The sequence below is a fragment of the Amycolatopsis sp. NPDC003676 genome (genome assembly GCF_053587275.1).
Genome location: NZ_JBSFNS010000027.1, coordinates 22,163 through 39,398 on the forward strand (window position 1 = coordinate 22,163; position 17,236 = coordinate 39,398).

A 17,236-nucleotide genomic window follows, 5' to 3' on the forward strand; every position below is an offset into this window, starting at 1 on the left:
TTCGCTCCTGCGAAAGTCTGTGAGGGGAACCCTGAGGGAATCAGATTCCCTCAGGGTTCCCCTCACAGACTTCAGCATCGCGAGCCGGGCAAGTGAGCAGGATCCGCTCCGCCTCTCAACCCAACGAAGCGCTGGCCGCGCGAAGCTCCTCCAGCGCAGCCACCAAATACTCCGCCGGATCAGCGTCATCCCCGCGATCGCTCTCCGACCACGCGAAATAACCCCGCTTGAAAGCCAGCACCCCCAACTCGCTGGCGAGCGCCGCGGTCGCGTCGGGCAGGCCTCGGGCGGTCAGTGCGGCCGTCATCGCCGCGGCGAGGCCGACGCTCTTCAGTGCGTCCCGCTCCTGCAGTTCCGTGCTGGCCGCAACCGCGGCCTTCAACCGAGGGGCGAGTTCCCGGTTCATCGGGCCCATCGCGGTCGCGGCGCGGCGCAGACCTCCCGCGACTGCTTCCAGCGGGCTGGCGTCGGCGGGCGCGTCGGCGATTCCCTCCGTGAGCAGCCGGCTCAGCGTTTCCTGTCCGGCCACCAGCAGTTCCCGCTTGTCCGGGAAATGCCGGAAGAACGTGCTCTTGGTGACGCCGGCGCGCTCAGCGATCTGCGCGACCGTCGTGGCGTCGTAGCCCTGTTCGGCGAACAGGTCGACGGCCGCGACGACCAGCCGTTCGCGCGCTCCGGGTTCCCATCGGGCCATGAAAACCATCCTATGTGATGAGACCTTTGTCCCGTCATGCTGGTAGCGTGTGACGGGACAAGAGTCCCATCACTGTGAGGGAGAAATCCATGCGCGTGTTCGTCACCGGAGCGACCGGGTTGATCGGTTCCGCGGTCGTCGCCGAGTTGCTGGACAACGGCCACTCCGTCCTGGCGCTCGCTCGGTCCGAAGCCTCCGCCGCGGCGGCCGAAAAGGCTGGTGCTGAGCCGGTGCGGGGTGCGCTGGCTGATTTGGCCGTCATCCGCGAGGCCGTGGCCAAGGCCGACGGGGTGGTGCACCTCGCCTTCGCCAATGCGTTCAGCAGCGACGAAGCCCTCGCGAACGCGGTCGCCGAGGAAACGGCGGCGCTCAAGGCGCAGGCTGAGGCGCTCGTCGGCAGCGATCGGCCGCTGGTCACGGTTTCCGGGACGCCGTATGCGACGGGTCGCGCGTCGACCGAGGCTGACCCGGTTTCGACGGACGGGCCCGTCGGCGGGAGGGGGCGCACGGTCGCCGAGGTGCTGGGGTTCGCGGATCGCGGGGTCCGGACGTCCGCGGTGCGCCTGCCGCGCACGGTGCACAACAACGGCGAGGGCGGGTTTGCCGGTCTGTTGACCAATATCGCCCGGCAAACGGGAGTGTCCGGTTATCCGGGCGACGGCTCGCAGCGGTGGCCGGCGGTGCACGCGCTCGACGCGGCGGTGCTTTTCCGGCTCGCTTTGGAGAAGGCGGAGCCCGGTACGGCCTGGCACGCGGTCGCCGACGAAGGCGTTCGGGTCGCGGACATCGCGGCGGTGATCGGACGGCGGCTGGGGCTCCCGGTCGAATCGGTGCCGGAGGCGACTTATGGGCCGCTCGGTCCCATTTTCGCGACCGATCAGCCCTCCTCCAGCGCGCACACCCAGCAAGCGCTCGGCTGGACGCCGAAACACCCCGGCCTGCTGGCGGACCTGGAGAACCTTCGGGGCTGATTTTGCGGTTCCAGCAAAGAACCTTGCCGTCCGGCGCGGTCAGCGGAATCGTGAACGGCGGAGGTGGTAACGAAAATGGCTCCGTCCGGCGAATCCGAAGCACCACACGACGCGCAGTTCTGGGAAGACCTCTACCGCAGCCGCGAGCAGGTCTTCAGTGGTGAGCCCAATGGCGTCCTCGTCACCGAGGTCGAAGGGTTGCCGCCGGGGCAGGCGTTGGACGTCGGGTGCGGGGAAGGCGGCGATGCGCGGTGGCTGGCCGCGCACGGCTGGCAGGTGACGGCACTCGACATCTCGCGCACCGCACTCCAGCGGGCGGCTGCCGCTAACGCCGGGATCGCTTGGGTGTGTTCGGATCTGGCCGCGAGTCCGGTTCCGGCTAGGGCGTTCGACCTGGTCAGCGTCCAGTATTTCCCGCTCCGCCCCGACGACGGGGTCTTGCGAAAGCTGCTCGACGCGGTCGCGCCCGGCGGTACCTTCCTCTTCGCCAGTCACGATCCGCGCGACCTGGGGCCGGAGCACTCCGGCTACCGCCAGCCCGACGACATCGCGCGGGTTCTCGGCGACGAGTGGACCGTCCTCGTCAACGAGAGCCGACCGCGGGTGTCGCCTGCCCCGCCAGGCACCGCGCACACCCGCGACACCGTCCTGCGCGCCCAGCGGACCAGCTAATATCGGAATTAATATTCCGCACTGCGAACTTCCCGGTTTACCATGCGGGAATGAGCAACGACGCCCTCCTCCAGCGGCTTCGGGACGACCTCGGCCCGGCCGCGGTGCTCACCGACGCTGACGTCACCGACGCCTACGCGCGCGACATGATGCCGCTCGCTCCCTCGGGAAAACCGCTGGCGGTAGTGCTTCCGGCGGATACCGCGGGAGTGCAGGCGACTGTCCGGGCTTGTGCCGAAGCGAGAGTCCCCATCGTGCCGCGCGGGGCGGGCAGCGGGCTTTCCGGCGCGGCCAACGCGATCGACGGCTGTGTCGTGCTTTCGCTGACCAAGCTGAACGAGATCGTCGAGGTCGACGCGGGCAACCGGCTCGCCGTCGTGCAGCCGGGTGTCGTCAACCTCGACTTCCGGTCCGCCGTCGAAAAGCACGGCCTGTTCTATCCGCCGGACCCGTCCAGCTACGACTGGTGCACCATCGGCGGAAACCTCTCCACCAACGCCGGCGGCCTCTGCTGCGTGAAATACGGCGTGACCACGGATTCGGTGCTCGGCCTCGAAGTCGTGCTCGCGGACGGATCGCTGCTGAAAACCGGCCGCCGCACGGTGAAGGGCGTCGCGGGGTACGACCTGACCAAGCTGTTCATCGGCAGCGAGGGCACGCTCGGCGTCATCACCCAGGCGACCGTCTCGCTACGACCGCTTCCGCAGGCCCCGGCCACTTTTGTCGCCGGATTCAACACCACCGAGGCGGCGGGCGAAGCGGTCGCGCGGGCGGTGCGCGAGGGGCTCGTGCCGTCGCTGCTGGAGATCATGGACGCGGCGTCGATCAAGGCGTCCGAGACCTACCTCAACACCGACCTCGGCGCGGGCTCGGACTGTCAGGCCCTGCTGCTCGGCCAGTCCGACGCGGGCGGCGAGGCGGCCCGGCGCGAGCTGGCGCTGCTCGAACAGATCTGCACCGACTGCGGCGCGGACCTCGTCTACGCCACGGACGATCTCGAAGAGGGCAAGATGCTGCTGCAGGCCCGCCGCGTCGTGCTGACCGCGCTGGAGACCTACGGCGTCTGGCTCACCGACGACGTCAGCGTGCCCCGCACCCGGATTGCCGAACTGATCCGCGGCTGCGAACGGATCAGCGAGAAGGTCGGGCTCAAGATCGCCGTCGTCGGCCACGCCGGGGACGGGAACATGCACCCGACCATCGTGTACGCGCCCGATTCCGAGGACGAGTTCGCGCGCGCCCAGCAGGCGTTCGACGAGATCCTCGAGGTCGGCTTGTCGCTCGGCGGCACGGTGACCGGCGAGCACGGCGTCGGCAAGATCAAGCGCGAATGGCTCGCCCGCGAGATCGGCCCGGTCGGGATCCGCGTGCACCGGCAGATCAAACAAGCCCTTGACCCGGAAAACCTCTTCAACCCGGGCTCGATGTTTTCCATGACTGACTGACCCCAGCAACGACGAAGCGGCGTCCGGAAAAGTCCGGACGCCGCTTCGGTCAGCCAAGAAAAGCTCAGTCGCGCACGCGCGGGATCTGCTGCGTGACGTCGGCGGAATCGTCGGCCGGGCGGGCCTTCTTCTCGCGGCGGCTCTTCAGGTACTCGATGGCGATCGGCACCACCGACACCAGCACGATGAGGACGAAGATCGCGTCGACGTTGTCCCGGATGAAGCCGATGTTGCCCAGCAGCGACCCCAGCACAGTGATGCCCGCGGCCCAGAGGATGCCGCCGATGATCGTGTAGGTGAAGTAGCGCTTCGGGTCCATCCGGCCAATGCCGGCGATCCAGGTGATGAACGTCCGCACGAACGGCACGAACCGGGCCAGCACGACGGCCTTCGGACCGTGCTTCTCCAGGAAGCTGTGCGTCTTGTCGACGTACTCCTGCTTGAAGAACTTCGAGTCCGGCCTGCTGAACAGCTTCGGCCCGACGAAGTAGCCGAGGTAGTACCCCACGACGTTGCCCAGCAGCGCGGCGACCGTGACCAGCACGCACACCAGCCACAGCGGCGCCTTCAGCGTGCCGTTCGCGATGAACAGGCCCGCGGTGAAGAGCAGCGAGTCGCCGGGCAGCACCGGGAAGATGCTGCTCTCGATGAAGATGATCAAGCACAGCACGGCGATCACGGGCGCCGTCAGCCCGTTCAGCAGATGCTGCGGGTCCAGCCACGACGGCAGCAGGGACATGGTGGTCACTGTGTTCTGGGCGAGAATCACACCGAAAACGGTACAGGGTGACTCACGGTGGCCTCATCGGGCAAGGAATCGCAGGTCATCGGTGTGGGATCGGGGTTAAGAACTCGGCCCGGGAGTGCCCTGCCGGAGTGGCCGTCCGGGCAACAAGGCCTCAGATCAGCGTCAGCAGGCCGATGACGGATCCGGCGGCCAGTCCCAGCAGCACGGCCAGCAACAGCACCCAGTGCGCGGGCAGCGGGCCGCTTTGGGCTGCCTGCACGGGACGGCGGACCGTCTCGTCGCTGGCCCCGACCGGCGGGATCGAGCCGGTCGTGCCGGGCGAGGTGTGGTCGGCCGCGTCGAGGGCGGCGCGTTCGCGGGCGAGCGAGTCCGCGCCCGCGCCGGACAACAGCCCGTAGTTGGGCGGCAGTTCGGTGGTCGGACCGGTCTGCGACGGCGCGCCGGTCTGAACGAAGGACCCGGTGCCGGAAGCCGGAGCGGCGTTGAACGAGCCGGTTCCGGGAGCACCGGGGCCGGAAATGCCGGGTCCGCCGGCCGCGCTGAACGAACCTGTGCCGGAAGCACCAGGCTGGACCGCGCCTTGCGCACCGGTCCCGGACTCGGCCTGCTCGTCGACCGGGTTCGCCACGACGTGCGGAGCGAAGACGGCTTGTGCACGCAGCGCGTCGGCCAGTAACCGTTCCGGGTCTTTCGGCTCGCTCATCCGCTCCGTCCGCCTGTCGAAGTGCTAGCTCGTCACGTACTCAAGGTAGCCCGGCCCGCCTCGGCCACCCATTCGCCCCGGTGCAGTACCCGGGACGGGCGCAGGTCGTCGTCCAGGATCACGGCGTCCGCGGCGAGGCCGGGGCGCAGCGCGCCGGTGCGGTCGGCGATGCCGAGCAGCTCGGCCGGCCGCGCCGACGTCGCCCGGACGGCGTCCAGTACGTCGAGTTTCGCACCCTTCACCAGGTTGCGGAAGGCGTTGTCCATGGTCAGCGTGCTTCCGGCGAGTGAACCGTTGTCCAGGGTGGCGACGCCGTCGTGGACGTCGACCGCCAGCCTGCCGAGGGTGTAGCGGCCGTCGGCGGCGTCGGTGGCCGACATGGCGTCGGTGATCAGCACCGTCCGGCCGCGCCCCGCGTGCTGCGCGGCCAGCCGCACGACCGTCGGGTGCAGGTGGACCAGGTCGCAGATCAGCTCGACGGTCACGCGCTCGTCGTCGAGCAGCACGCCGACCGGGCCCGGCTCGCGGTGGTGCAGCGGGCGCATGCCGTTGAACAGGTGGGTGGCGACCGTCGCCCCGGCGTCGATGGCCGGAACCAGCTGGTCAGCGACCCCGTCGGTGTGGCCGATCGCCGCGATCACGCCCGACTCCGCCAGTTGCCGGACAGCCTTGACGCCGCCGTTCAGCTCCGGCGCGAGCGTGACCATCCGGATGGAGCCGTGCCCGGCGCGCAGCAGCTTCTCGACGGTGCCGGTGTCCGGTTCACGCAGAGTGTCCGGATCGTGCGCGCCGCAGCGGGCGCGCGAGATGAACGGGCCTTCCAGATGGATGCCCGCGAGGTCGCCCTCCTGTACGAGTTCGCGCAGCGCGGCGATCTGCTCGGTGAGCAGATCGATCGGGTCGGAGACCAGGCTCGCGAGCATGGTCGTGGTGCCGTGCCGCCGGTGGGCGCGGACCGCGGTGCGGATCTCGTCCGGGTCCAGCGTCGAGAACGAGGCACCGCCGCCGCCGTGGCAATGGGTGTCCACGAAGCCGGGGACGACCAGCGCGCCGGCGACGTCGACCGTCGCGGCATCCGGGCTGCTCGGGGGCGTGCCGGTGCCTACCGCGGCGATCTGTCCGCCGGACACGGCGAGCCAGCCGTCGTCGAGTACGCGGTCCGGGGCCACGACGCGGCCGCCCGTGATGACGAAGTCTCCGGGGTGCTTCACGCGGTCCAGCATATATTGGTCTGGACCAGAGAGGGCCGACCAGCGCGAGATTGGTCCGCCCAGGTCACTGGGGCGGCTGCATTGCCTTCTGCAACGCCTCCAGCGCCCGGCTGGCGGTTGACTTCACGGTGCCCTTCGAAATGCCCGCGGCTTCCGAAATCTCCGCTTCGCTCAGCCCGCCGTAGTAGCGCAGCACGAGCACCTCGCGCTGGCGCGGCGGAAGCTTCGACAGGGCGTTGACCACGGCCTGGTGCTCGCTGGAGAGCATCGCGAGGCTTTCCGCGGACCGGGCGTTCACCGCGTGCGGGGGCACGTACTCGCGCGCGGTCTTGCGCCGGCGCAGCACGCTGCGCGATCCGTTGACCACCGCGGTGCGCAGGTAGCCGACCGCCGCGGCGGCGTCGCGCAGCCTTCCCCAGTTGCGGTGCAGTCCGGTGAAGGCCTCCTGCACGACGTCCTCGGCCGTGGCGGGCTCGTCGACCAGCAGGATGGCGAGTCGCACGAGCCGCATCCGGTGCTGCCGGTAGAGGTCCTCCAGGTTCAACGGGGCGGTCGGCGGCTGCGCCGGGACCGGCCCGTCCATGGTCCGCAGGTGGCCGAGGGTCGCCTCGACGCTGCGTTCCGCGTTCCCCTCCAGCATGTATCCCCGCCTGTCCTCGACGTGTCCGCTCAGCAGGCCCATTGGCGCGCGATGGGCTCAGCGTGCACACAGGTTCCGCCCGCGCCTAGCCTATCGGGTTGGCCTTCCGCTGCCACCGCTCGCATGGTGCGTCCGCCCGGCGGTCACCGGTAGCGTCTGCGGCGTCACCGTCGTGTTCACCCCGGGAGTAAGCGCATGGCCTGGTACCTCGTCGAAATCCGCTACGTCCAGGAGAAGCTGGCCGACGTCCGGCCGCGGCACCGGGACTACCTGAAAGAGCACGTCGAGGCAGGTCGCGTGGCCGTCGCGGGTCCGCTCGCCGACAACTCCGGCGGGCTGGTGCTCTGGCAGGCCGAGGACGAGGCGGCGCTGAACGAGCTGATCGACAACGACCCGTACGCGCTCGAGGGCGTCGTGGCCGAGCGCACTGTCCGCGAGTTCAAGCCGGTGCTCGGCGACTGGGTGCCCCCGCAGAACTAGAGCTCCAGGACGGCGGGCCCGCGGTCGACGCAGATCCGCACGCGCCCGCCGTCTTCGGCCGCCACCTCGCAGGTGCCGCAGAAGCCCTGCCGGCATGAGTACGGCACGTCCGGCAGCACCTCGCGCACCACGTCGAGCGTGGAACGGTCGGCGGGCACGTCGAGGGTGTGTCCGCTGCGGCGCAAGACCACCTGGAACGGCTCGCCGTCCACGATCGGCGGCGGCGAGAATCGTTCGAAGTAGACCGAGGCGTTGCCGGTGCGGGCCAGATCGACGCGGACGCCGGTGATCATCGGCACCGGTCCGCAGCAGTACACCGACGCGCCGGCGGGCATTTCCTCCAGCAGTTCCGCGCCGGACGCGGGCATGCCGAATTCTTTGTCCGGCCGGATCCGGACCCGCTCGGCCGGGAGTTCGTCGAGGAACGGCATCGACTCCCGGTCGCGGCCGGTGTAGACCAGCCGCCAATCCGCGCCGATCGCCTCCGCGCGGTGCACCATCGGCAGGATTGGCGTGATCCCGATTCCGCCCGCGATGAAGTGGTACGCGGGCGCGGTGACGAACGGGAAAGCGTTACGCGGACCGCGTACCGTGACGCGAGTTCCGGCGGTGAGCGCGTGGACCTCGGCGGAGGCGGAACCGATGAGTCGCACGGCAATCCGGTAGTGCGACAGGTCGGAAGGCGAGCCGCACAGCGAGTATTGCCGCACTTCCCCTGAAGGCAGCAGCAGATCGATATGCGCGCCTGGACGCCAAGTGGGCAGCGAAGTTCCGTCTGGCCGCACGAGGCGCAGGCTCACCACACCGTCGGCCTCAGTGCGCACGGCGTCGACGACCAACGGCAGCCGCCGGTCGACCTCCTGCACTGGAGGACGCCGTCGGCCGGAAATCTCCGCCAGCCGCCGGTAGGTCGCGGTGACGGCGACCAAAGTGGACATCAGCCGGTCGCGCTTGCCGCTGCCGTCGAGCCGGGGCGGGAACTGCGGTGCGGTCATCGCGGAGCGTCGGCGGCCTTGGCCGCGGGCGAACTCGCCAGGTACGCCACCGCCTGGTCGGTGTTGCCGGTTTCGGTGGGGTGATAGGACTTCCGGAAGTACGGCCGGATCTCGCGCAGCAGTTCGCGCGGTCCCGGCAGCAGCCCCTGGCGGGCGGCGCGCCGGTATGCCCGCCAGCTGGTGCGGCCGGGTCGCGTCGGGTCGTTCTTCATCAGGAATCGCGTCCCGCGAAGGAAAACCCACGCCAGCACCGGCGTCACCACGATCATCGAACGCACTCGCCGACCGTAACGGCCGTCGAGGTGGCAGAACAGGTCGTAGGCCACCGACCGGTGTTCGACTTCCTCGGCACCGTGCCACCGAAGGAGATCCAGCATCGTCTCGTCGGCTCCGGCCGCGTCGAGTTCCTTCGCGTCGAGGATCCACTGGCCGAGAAACGCCGTGTAGTGCTCGATCGCGGCGACCAGCGCGAGCCGTTCGATCAGCCACTCCCGGCTCGATCCGGGCCGGTCGCCGAGCAGCCGCCGGAACATCCACTCCATCTGCGCGATGTAGGGCCGCACGGAAACCCCGGCGGACTCAAGATGTTCCGCCGCGCCGTCGTGTGCCTCGGCGTGCATCGCCTCCTGGCCGATGAACCCGAGCACGTCCTCCTTGAGCCGCTCGTCGCGGATCAGCGGGACGGCCTGCTTGAACACCTCGACGAACCAGCGTTCGCCTTCGGGCAGCGCGAGATGCAGCACGTTGATGCTGTGTGTGGCTTGCGGCTGCCCGGGAATCCAGTGCATCGGCAGCTTCGACCAGTCGAACTCCACGTCGCGCGCGTGGAGCACGATCTGTTCGTGGTCGGCACTCATGACCGGCCGCTCAGTTCGTAGTCGCTCGGCTCGACGCGGCGGGTCTCCAGCCAGTACCGCCAGGTGAAGCCCGGCCAGATCGTCCGGTTGACGCCCTTCGCGTCGAGGTACCAGCTCTTGCAGCCGCCCTGGGTCCACACGCCCTTGACGAGCTTGTCCTGGATCTGTTCCTGGAATTCGTCCTGCACCGACGGGCGCACGTCGAGCGCCGCGGCACCGCGCGAATCGGCCAGCCGGATCGCGTCGACCACGTAGCGGGACTGCGATTCGATCATGAACACCACGGAGTTGTGGCCGAGCGCGGTGTTCGGGCCGAGCAGGAAGAAGAGGTTCGGGAACCCGGACACGGTGATGCCCTTGTGCGTCTGGATTCCTTCGGTGGCCCAGGTTTTCGCGAGATTGCGGCCGTCGACGCCGGTGATGTCGAGGTACTCCAGCGCGTCGGTCACCTTGAAGCCGGTGCCGTAGATGATCGCGTCGACCTCGTGCTCGACCCCGGCGGTGTCGACGATGCTGTGCGCGCGGACCTCGGCGATACCGTCGGTGACGACGTCGACGTTCGGCCGGTCCAGTGCAGGGAAATAGTCGTTCGACAGCAGGACGCGTTTGCAGCCCATCGTGTAGTCGGGCGTGACTTTCCGGCGCAGCGCGGGGTCTTTGATGCCCTTCGCGATGTGCCTGCGCGCGAGAACCTCGGCGGCCTGCATGAGTTTCGGATGGCCGTTGAACCCGATCGCGCGGGATTCGAGCATCCAGTACAACGCGTTGCGGTAGAGCCGCTGCGTGCCTGGCACGCGCTTGAACAACTGCCTGGCCCAGCCTGGCATCGCGTGGTCCGGTTTCGGCATGATCCACGGCGGCGTGCGCTGGAACAGCGTCAGTTCGCCGACCTCGGGCGCGATCTTCGGCACGAACTGCACCGCGCTCGCGCCGGTGCCGACCACCGCGACCCGCTTGCCCGCCAGGTCGAACTCGTGGTTCCACTGCGCCGAATGCCAGGTTTGGCCCTTGAACTTGGAAATCCCGGGCAGCTTCGGGATCTGCGGGATGTGCAGCCCGCCGACGCCCGCGACGAGGAACTGCGCGGAAAACTCGGTGCCGCCCTTGGTTTCGATCGTCCAGCGGCGTTCGCCCTCGTCCCAGTGCGCCCCGGTGATCTCGACGCCGAAGCGAATCCGGTCGCGCAGCCGGTACTTGTCAGCGACGCCCTTGAGGTAGTCGAAGATCTCCGGCTGCGGCGAGAACGACCGGCTCCAGTCCGGGTTCTGCGCGTAGGAGAACGAGTACATGTGCGACTGCACGTCGCACGCGCAGCCCGGGTACGAGTTGTCCCGCCAGGTGCCGCCGACCTCGTCGGCCTTCTCCAGGATCACGTAGTCCCGGATGCCCGCTTTTTCGAGCTGGATCGCCTGGCCGAGCCCGGAAAACCCGGTGCCCACGATCACGACCTTGAACCGCTCGGTCATCTTGTCGGCCTCCGCTGCGCTGGGGGTCTGGCAGCGTTGATGTTACCTCAGGTAACAGTTACTTGAAAGTACTTCCTACTCGTCAGTACCACTCGGCAGCCGATAGACCACCAGCGTCTGCTCCGGCCGCTCGGCCACGTGGAACGCGGCGTGCGACGCGGTGACCACGCCCAGCCTGGGGTGCCGAAAGCGCTTGTGACCTGCGTGGCTGAACTGGATTTCGTAGTGCGGCCACCACTCGCGCACCTCGGGACTCGCCTCGGTCAACTCGGCCACGAGCCGGGTCGCGCGCGGGTGGTCAGGATGCCGTCCGGCGATCGCTCGCAGCCGGGCCAGGATGTTGCGCGCCTCCTGCTCCCAGTCGACCAGGACCTCGCGCGCGGCGGGCTCGGTGAACATCCAGCGGACGACGTTGGCACCCGGTTCGATGTTCCGGAACAGCTCCGCGGCGGCGTCGTTGTAGGCGAGCAGGTCGTAGCAGATTCCGGTGACGTACGCGGGGTTGTCGCCCAGCATCGCCGGGACGCCCGCGACCTCGGGCGCAGCCTCTTCGGGAGCGTCCTCGGGGGTTTTTCCGCCGTCGGCGAGGCGGCGTAGGTGTTCCTGCTCGGCGCTGGTCAGCCGAAGTGCGCGGGCCAAGGCGTCGAGCACCTGGTCGGACGGGCGGACGTCGCGGCCCTGTTCGAGGTAGGTGAGCCAGGTGGCGCTGATTCCGGCGAGCAGGGCCAATTCCTCGCGGCGCAGCCCGGGCGTGCGGCGGCGTCCGGTGATCGGCAGACCCGCGTCGGCCGGGGCGATCCGCTCGCGGCGGCTGCGCAGGAAGGTGCCCAGTTCGACGCTCACCCTAGAACCTCCAGTACCAGAATAAAGCGATTCTGGATACCAGCTTAACGGCGCGCGAGGCTTGTCGTATGCGAGCTTGGACTGTTGCTTCACAAGACGACGACCTGCGCCTTTCCGAAGTTCCGGAGCCTTCTCTCCAGGGCGGTGGCGTGGTTGTGGAGGTACTCGCCGCGCACCTCCCGGCTTATACGAAAACGGTCGTGACGGGCGGGCGCGGCGGCCTGCTGACCCCGTTGATTCTTGGCCCTTCCTGCATCGGACGGGTGACCGATGTCGCGCCGGATGTCTTCCATGTCGCGCCCGGCGACGTCGTGCTGGATACGGCGCTGCTCAACGCGGGCGACGGCGACGAGATCCTGGTCGGCTGGGTCGGCCTCGGCGCTTCCGGCAGCACCGAACGCACGGACCGCATGCGGGAGGTGTGGCGTGACGGTGCTTTCGCGGAGAAAGCGTTGTGCGCCAAGGAAACCATGGTCAAACTGCCCGGTGCGGAGAATTACCCCGACCCGGCGCGGCTGGCGTTTCTGCCGTGGCTTTGCGTTGCCGCTGCGGGACTGCGCACGGCAGGTCCGCTGGCCGGGCGCGATGTCGCGGTGCTCGGCGCGACCGGCCAGATGGGCGGCGCGGCGGTGATGCTGGCGCTGGCCGAAGGCGCGGCGACGGTGACGGCGGTGGGCCGCAACAAGGTCGCGCTCGACCGGCTGGCCGAACTCGGTCCGCGCGTGCGTACCCATCAGCTGACCGGCGATCGCGCGACGGACGCGGCGGCGATCAGCCCGGTGGACATCGCCCTCGACGCTCTAGGTGCCACGCCCACGGCCGACGCGACGATGGCCGCCTACGACAGCCTGCGCGTGCGCGGCACGCTGGTGCTCGTCGGTGGCGTACGCCAGGACCTGACCATTCCGTACAGCGACTTCATGCACCGCAGGTTGACCTTGCGCGGCTCCTGGATGAGCGACGACGAGACCGTGACGAGGGTGTGGAACCTGGTTCGCTCGGGCGTACTGGACCTCTCCGCGGTGGAGCTGCTGAAGGTGGGCCTCGACGACCCGGAAAGCGCGCTTGACCTGGCGGAACGTACTTCTGGGCTGAGCTTTGTCGCCCTGGTGCCTTAGTAAGTGCCGCCGAGTTTCGAGTGGTCCCAGCTCGCGATCTTCGTCGGACGCAGGATCAGCCCGAGCCGCTTCGGGGCCTGCCGTTCGATGAAGGTCCGCAGCTCGTCGGGCACCGGCGCGCCTGGTTCGGCTCCGGAGTAGCGCATCATCAGCGCGATCCCCATCGCCGTGACCTGGTCGGTGTCCTCGACGAACTCGACATCGGCCTCGAACGAAAGCCCGCGCAGCTGGTCGTACGCGTCGCCGCTTTCGATCAGTACGGTCGCCTCGGGCAGCCGTCGCAGGTTCTTCGCCTTCTGCGAGGTGCCATACGTCCACGTCGCGACCCCGCCCTCGTGCGGGTAGTACCAGAGGGCGGTGAGGTGCGGCCTGCCCTTCGGGCCGACCGAGGCCACGTTGATGACCTTCTGCTCGGCCAGGTAGGCCTGCACCTCGCCCGGAGTCATCCGGATCTGGTCGCGACGGGACATGGCGCTCCTCAGTTGCGCTTGGTGGCCGCGCGCCCGCCGTGGCCGTTGACCGACGACTCGAACGCGCCGCGCTCCTCGACGTCCTTCAGCGCGGCCCGGTCTGCCGCCGGCACCCGGGTCCGCGCGCCGAGTTCGACGATCGGCGGCAGGAACGAGCGCAGCAGCTTCAGGCCGCCGACCCAGCGTGGCACGTGGATCGTCCTGGCGCGGCGCAGAATCCCGGCCTCCAGGTCGTCGAGCGCCACGTCCAGCGGGTAGGTCTTGCCGAGCAGGCCGGGCATGCCGGAACGCAGCTTGCCGAACACCGGGTGCGCGTCGGCGCTTTCGACGAGGTCGGTGCGGATCCAGGTCGGGTGCGCGACGCCGACCTTCACGCCGAGGTGCGCGACCTCCGCGCGGAGGCTGTTGCAGAACGCCTCGACGCCCGCCTTCGCCGCGGCGTAGTTCGCCATGCCGGGCGCGTGCGTGATCGCGGCGAGCGAGGAAATGCCGAGCAGGTAGCCGCGGCGTTCGATCACGTGCGGGAGCGTGACGCGGAACGTGCGCCACACGCCGAGCAGGTCGACCTCGATCACCCGCTCGAACGCGGCGCGGTCCACCGAGCGCACGAAACCGGCGGTCGCGATGCCCGCGTTGGCGATGACGATGTCGATGCCGCCGAAGTGCTCGACCACGCCCTCGGTGACGCGTTCGAGGTCGTCCCAGCTGGTCACGTCGGCTTCCCAGGACTTGGCGCTCGGCCCGATCCGCTTGGCGACCGCCTCCTGCTCGGCGGCTTCGAGCCCGACGAGCGCGACCTTCGCTCCGCGCGCGGCGAGCCGCTCGGCCAGGCCGGCTCCGATCCCGCGAGCGGCTCCGGTGATGAGCACGACCTTGCCGTCGACCTGCTTCTGAGCCACGGTGCCCTCCTGAGCCGGTTTTGCCTGTCCGGAGGGCACCGTACAACAACCTACCCGCAGTAAGCTACTGTTCGGTAAGTATCAGTTCGACGCTTCGCCCAAAGCGGTGAGTTCGGCGTCGGTCAGGTCCAGCTCGACCGAAGCGAGCAGGTCAACGAGCTGCTCCGGGGTCCGCGCGCTGGCGATCGGCGCGGCGACGGTCGGCTGCTGCCGGAGCCAAGCGAGCGAGACGCTGGCGACCGAGGCGTTGTGCGCGGCGGCCACGTCGTCCAGCGCGGCGAGCACCCGTTCGCCGCGGGCGTCGAGGTATTCCAGCGCCCGCGGAGCACGCGGGGAGTCGCCCGGCTCGTCCTTCGAGCGGTACTTGCCGGTGAGGAATCCCTTGGCCAGCCCGAAATACGGCAGCGTCACGAGGTTTTCGCGAGCGACGAGCGGGGCCAGCTCCCGCTCGTAGTCGCGCTCGACCAGGTTGTAATGCGGTTGCAGGGCCGCGTACCGGGCGAGGCCGTTCTGGTCCGAAATGGACAGTGCGGAGGCGAGCCGGTCCGGTTCGTAGTTGGACGCCGCGATGTAGCGGACCTTGCCGTCGCGCACGAGCTGGTCGAACGCGGCGAGGGTTTCTTCTTGCGGAGTGTCGAGATCGTCCACGTGTGCGTAGTACAGATCGATGTGATCGGTTCGCAGGCGGCGCAACGATTCCTCGGCTGCCGCGGCGATGTTCTTCGCGGAGAGGCCGGGTCGCTGGTCTCCGCCGCCGACCTTGGTGGCGAGGACGATGTCGTCGCGGCGGCCGCGTTTGGCGAACCAGTTGCCGATGATCGTTTCGGAACCGCCTCCGCCGCCATAGGTGTTGGCGGTGTCGAGGAAGTTCCCGCCAGCCGCGGTGTACGCGTCGAGAACAGCGAAGGACGCGGGTTCGTCCACGGTGTTGCCGAAGACGTTGCAGCCGAGGTTGAGGCCGTGGATGTCCAGTTCCGTAGTACCGAGCTTGGTCATGCTTTCGAACCTAATCCGGCCGGGGCGGGAGGAAAACCGGGTTCTCGCGCGTTGGGCGGGACATGGCTATCGAACTGGGCAAGCTAGGCGTTTGGCGGATGTCGACCGCGGTGGACGGCAAGTTCGCCGCGGAGGTGGAGAAACTGGGCTACGGCACGGTCTGGCTCGGCGGTTCCCCCGGCGGCGGCCTGGCGATCGTCGACGAACTGCTGGCCGCGACCGAGCGGATCAAGGTCGCCACCGGCATCGTGAACATCTGGGCCGACGCGCCCGAGGACATCGCACGGGCGTTCCGCCGCATCGAGGACAAGCACCCGGGACGGTTCGTGCTCGGCGTCGGCGCCGGCCACCGCGAGCACACGCAGGAGTACAAGAAGCCGTACGCGGCGCTGGTCGAATACCTGGACGCGCTCGACGCGGCCGGAGTGCCGAAGGAGTCGCGCGCGCTGGCCGCCCTCGGCCCGAAGGTGCTCGAACTCGCCCGCGACCGCACGGCGGCCGCGCACCCGTACCTGACCACCCCGGAACACACCCGGGCCGCGCGCGAGATCGTCGGAGCCGGAGCGCTGCTCGCGCCCGAGCAGAAGGTCGTCTTCGACACCGACCCGGAGCGGGCGCGCGAGACCGGCCGCAAGACCGTGCAGTTCTATCTCGGTCTGTCCAACTACACCGCGAACCTGCGCAAGCACGGCTTCTCCGAGGAGGACATCGCCGGGAAGGGCAGCGACCGCCTGATCGACGCGCTCGCCGTCCACGGGGACGGAAAAGCGCTGGCCAAGGGCCTGCAGGCGCACCTCGACGCGGGGGCGGACCACGTCAGCGTGCAGTCGCTGGACGACGATCCGTTCCCCGCCTACCGGGCCATCGCGGCGGAGTTGCTCTGAATCGCTCCAGTCGGTTTCGTCTCGTGTGAGGTAGGACCGGTCGGCGCGGCCGGTCCACCTCGTACGATGCCGCTGTAGAAGCCAGTCGTCTCGAGGAGGAACCGATGCCCATCGCCACCCCCGAGGTGTACGCGGAGATGCTCGACCGGGCGAAGGCGAACGAGTTCGCCTACCCGGCCATCAACGTGACCTCGTCGGAAACCGTGAACGCCGCGATCCGCGGGTTCGCCGAGGCGGAGAGCGACGGGATCATCCAGTTCTCCACCGGCGGCGCGGAGTTCGCGTCCGGGCAGAAGGTGAAGGACATGGTTGTCGGCGCGACCGCGCTGGCCGAGTTCGCTCAGGTGGTCGCGGCGAAGTACGACGTCAACGTCGCGCTGCACACCGACCACTGCCCGAAGGACAAGCTGGACGGCTTCGTCCGCCCGCTGATCGAGATCTCCGCTGAACGCGTCCGGAACGGTGGGCTGCCGCTGTTCCAGTCCCACATGTGGGACGGTTCGGCCATCGACCTGGACGAGAACCTGGAGATCGCGCAGGAACTGCTCGCCAAGGCCGCGGCGGCGAAGATCATCCTCGAGGTCGAAATCGGCGTGGTCGGCGGCGAGGAAGACGGCGTCGAGGCGGAGATCAACGAGAAGCTGTACACCGCCGAGGGCGACTTCCTGAAGACGATCGACGCGCTCGGCGCCGGGGAGAAGGGCCGCTACCTGCTGGCCGCGACCTTCGGCAACGTGCACGGCGTGTACAAGCCGGGCAACGTGAAGCTCCGCCCGGACGTCCTCAAGGGCGGCCAGGAAGCAGCCGCGAAGAAGCTCGGCCTGGACGCCGGCTCGAAGCCGTTCGAGCTCGTCTTCCACGGCGGCTCGGGCTCCCTCCCGGAAGAAATCCGCGAGGCGGTTTCCTACGGCGTCGTGAAGATGAACGTGGACACCGACACGCAGTACGCGTTCACCCGCCCGATCGCGGACCACTTCTTCAAGAACTACGACGGTGTTTTGAAGATTGATGGAGAGGTCGGGAACAAGAAGGTCTACGACCCGCGCAGCTACCTGAAGGCCGCTGAAGCGGGCATGGCTGCCCGGGTGGTCGAGGCTACGCAGGCGCTGGGCTCGGCTGGCCAGAAGCTGGGCTGACGGGGTTT

At 68.9% G+C, this 17,236-nt stretch carries 19 protein-coding genes; 7 read left to right on the forward strand and 12 right to left on the reverse strand.

Features of this window, described 5'->3' with window-relative positions; all coding sequences use genetic code 11:
- Positions 1–115 precede the first annotated feature (115 nt).
- Positions 116–694, reverse strand: coding sequence for a TetR/AcrR family transcriptional regulator (locus ACWDNU_RS18285; RefSeq protein ID WP_449669718.1), 579 nt, complete (start codon positions 692–694; stop codon positions 116–118).
- 89 nt (positions 695–783) lie between these two features.
- Between ACWDNU_RS18285 and ACWDNU_RS18290 the strand changes: the two genes are divergently transcribed.
- The 3 genes from ACWDNU_RS18290 to ACWDNU_RS18300 all read left to right on the forward strand — a co-directional run bounded on the left by ACWDNU_RS18290 (position 784) and on the right by ACWDNU_RS18300 (position 3,782).
- Positions 784–1,665 carry an SDR family oxidoreductase gene (locus ACWDNU_RS18290; RefSeq protein ID WP_449669719.1) on the forward strand — a complete coding sequence of 294 codons (882 nt, stop codon included), beginning with the start codon at positions 784–786 and terminating at the stop codon, positions 1,663–1,665.
- A gap of 75 nt (positions 1,666–1,740) precedes the next feature.
- The gene (locus ACWDNU_RS18295; RefSeq protein WP_449669720.1) at positions 1,741–2,337 is read left to right on the forward strand and encodes a class I SAM-dependent methyltransferase; all 597 of its coding nucleotides are present in this window, start codon (positions 1,741–1,743) and stop codon (positions 2,335–2,337) included.
- Positions 2,338–2,387: 50 nt separating this feature from the next.
- Entirely contained in the window at positions 2,388–3,782 is a 1,395-nt protein-coding gene (locus tag ACWDNU_RS18300) for an FAD-binding oxidoreductase (RefSeq protein ID WP_182892825.1), read from the forward strand.
- Positions 3,783–3,846: 64 nt separating this feature from the next.
- Here the strand turns inward: ACWDNU_RS18300 and ACWDNU_RS18305 are convergent, their stop codons facing one another.
- The 4 genes from ACWDNU_RS18305 to ACWDNU_RS18320 form a co-directional block, all read right to left on the reverse strand.
- On the reverse strand, positions 3,847–4,551 hold the full coding sequence (locus tag ACWDNU_RS18305) for a DedA family protein (RefSeq protein ID WP_449669721.1): 705 nt from the start codon (positions 4,549–4,551) through the stop codon (positions 3,847–3,849).
- 130 nt (positions 4,552–4,681) lie between these two features.
- Entirely contained in the window at positions 4,682–5,233 is a 552-nt protein-coding gene (locus tag ACWDNU_RS18310) for a hypothetical protein (protein ID WP_449669722.1), read from the reverse strand.
- A gap of 32 nt (positions 5,234–5,265) precedes the next feature.
- Positions 5,266–6,456: an N-acetylglucosamine-6-phosphate deacetylase gene (gene nagA / locus ACWDNU_RS18315; RefSeq protein WP_344266539.1), complete on the reverse strand. Its 1,191-nt coding sequence runs from the start codon at positions 6,454–6,456 to the stop codon at positions 5,266–5,268.
- Positions 6,457–6,508: 52 nt separating this feature from the next.
- The gene (locus ACWDNU_RS18320) at positions 6,509–7,084 is read right to left on the reverse strand and encodes a SigE family RNA polymerase sigma factor (protein ID WP_051172562.1); all 576 of its coding nucleotides are present in this window, start codon (positions 7,082–7,084) and stop codon (positions 6,509–6,511) included.
- A 195-nt stretch (positions 7,085–7,279) separates the two neighbouring features.
- On the opposite strand from ACWDNU_RS18320, the gene ACWDNU_RS18325 reads away from it, so the two are divergent.
- Positions 7,280–7,564 (forward strand): YciI family protein, encoded by a 285-nt coding sequence (locus ACWDNU_RS18325; protein ID WP_449669723.1) that lies wholly within the window; start codon positions 7,280–7,282, stop codon positions 7,562–7,564.
- On the opposite strand, the gene ACWDNU_RS18330 is transcribed toward ACWDNU_RS18325, so the two are convergent.
- From ACWDNU_RS18330 to ACWDNU_RS18345, 4 genes are all read right to left on the reverse strand, one after another.
- Entirely contained in the window at positions 7,561–8,559 is a 999-nt protein-coding gene (locus ACWDNU_RS18330; protein ID WP_370933083.1) for a PDR/VanB family oxidoreductase, read from the reverse strand. The two genes, ACWDNU_RS18325 and ACWDNU_RS18330, sit on opposite strands and share 4 nt — an antisense overlap.
- The gene (locus ACWDNU_RS18335; protein ID WP_449669724.1) at positions 8,556–9,416 is read right to left on the reverse strand and encodes a metal-dependent hydrolase; all 861 of its coding nucleotides are present in this window, start codon (positions 9,414–9,416) and stop codon (positions 8,556–8,558) included. Before ACWDNU_RS18335 ends, ACWDNU_RS18330 begins: the two co-directional genes overlap by 4 nt.
- Positions 9,413–10,882, reverse strand: coding sequence for a flavin-containing monooxygenase (locus tag ACWDNU_RS18340; RefSeq protein WP_449669725.1), 1,470 nt, complete (start codon positions 10,880–10,882; stop codon positions 9,413–9,415). Before ACWDNU_RS18340 ends, ACWDNU_RS18335 begins: the two co-directional genes overlap by 4 nt.
- Before the next feature lie 75 nt (positions 10,883–10,957).
- A complete protein-coding gene (locus ACWDNU_RS18345) occupies positions 10,958–11,725 on the reverse strand; it encodes a helix-turn-helix transcriptional regulator (protein WP_449669726.1) in 768 nt (255 codons plus the stop codon).
- Between the two features lie 149 nt (positions 11,726–11,874).
- On the opposite strand from ACWDNU_RS18345, the gene ACWDNU_RS18350 reads away from it, so the two are divergent.
- Positions 11,875–12,843 carry a zinc-binding dehydrogenase gene (locus ACWDNU_RS18350; protein WP_449669727.1) on the forward strand — a complete coding sequence of 323 codons (969 nt, stop codon included), beginning with the start codon at positions 11,875–11,877 and terminating at the stop codon, positions 12,841–12,843.
- Here ACWDNU_RS18350 and ACWDNU_RS18355 read toward each other — a convergent pair.
- The 3 genes from ACWDNU_RS18355 to ACWDNU_RS18365 form a co-directional block, all read right to left on the reverse strand.
- A complete protein-coding gene (locus ACWDNU_RS18355; RefSeq protein WP_449669728.1) occupies positions 12,840–13,313 on the reverse strand; it encodes a pyridoxamine 5'-phosphate oxidase family protein in 474 nt (157 codons plus the stop codon). The genes ACWDNU_RS18350 and ACWDNU_RS18355 overlap by 4 nt on opposite strands.
- Before the next feature lie 8 nt (positions 13,314–13,321).
- Complete coding sequence (locus ACWDNU_RS18360) at positions 13,322–14,212, reverse strand: SDR family oxidoreductase (protein WP_370933093.1); 891 nt, start codon at positions 14,210–14,212, stop codon at positions 13,322–13,324.
- Positions 14,213–14,293: 81 nt separating this feature from the next.
- The gene (locus ACWDNU_RS18365) at positions 14,294–15,208 is read right to left on the reverse strand and encodes an aldo/keto reductase (RefSeq protein ID WP_449669729.1); all 915 of its coding nucleotides are present in this window, start codon (positions 15,206–15,208) and stop codon (positions 14,294–14,296) included.
- A 62-nt stretch (positions 15,209–15,270) separates the two neighbouring features.
- On the opposite strand from ACWDNU_RS18365, the gene ACWDNU_RS18370 reads away from it, so the two are divergent.
- Both ACWDNU_RS18370 and fbaA read left to right on the forward strand, forming a co-directional pair.
- Complete coding sequence (locus ACWDNU_RS18370; protein ID WP_449669730.1) at positions 15,271–16,092, forward strand: LLM class F420-dependent oxidoreductase; 822 nt, start codon at positions 15,271–15,273, stop codon at positions 16,090–16,092.
- A 104-nt stretch (positions 16,093–16,196) separates the two neighbouring features.
- On the forward strand, positions 16,197–17,228 hold the full coding sequence (fbaA, locus tag ACWDNU_RS18375; protein WP_449669731.1) for a class II fructose-bisphosphate aldolase: 1,032 nt from the start codon (positions 16,197–16,199) through the stop codon (positions 17,226–17,228).
- Positions 17,229–17,236 lie beyond the last annotated feature (8 nt).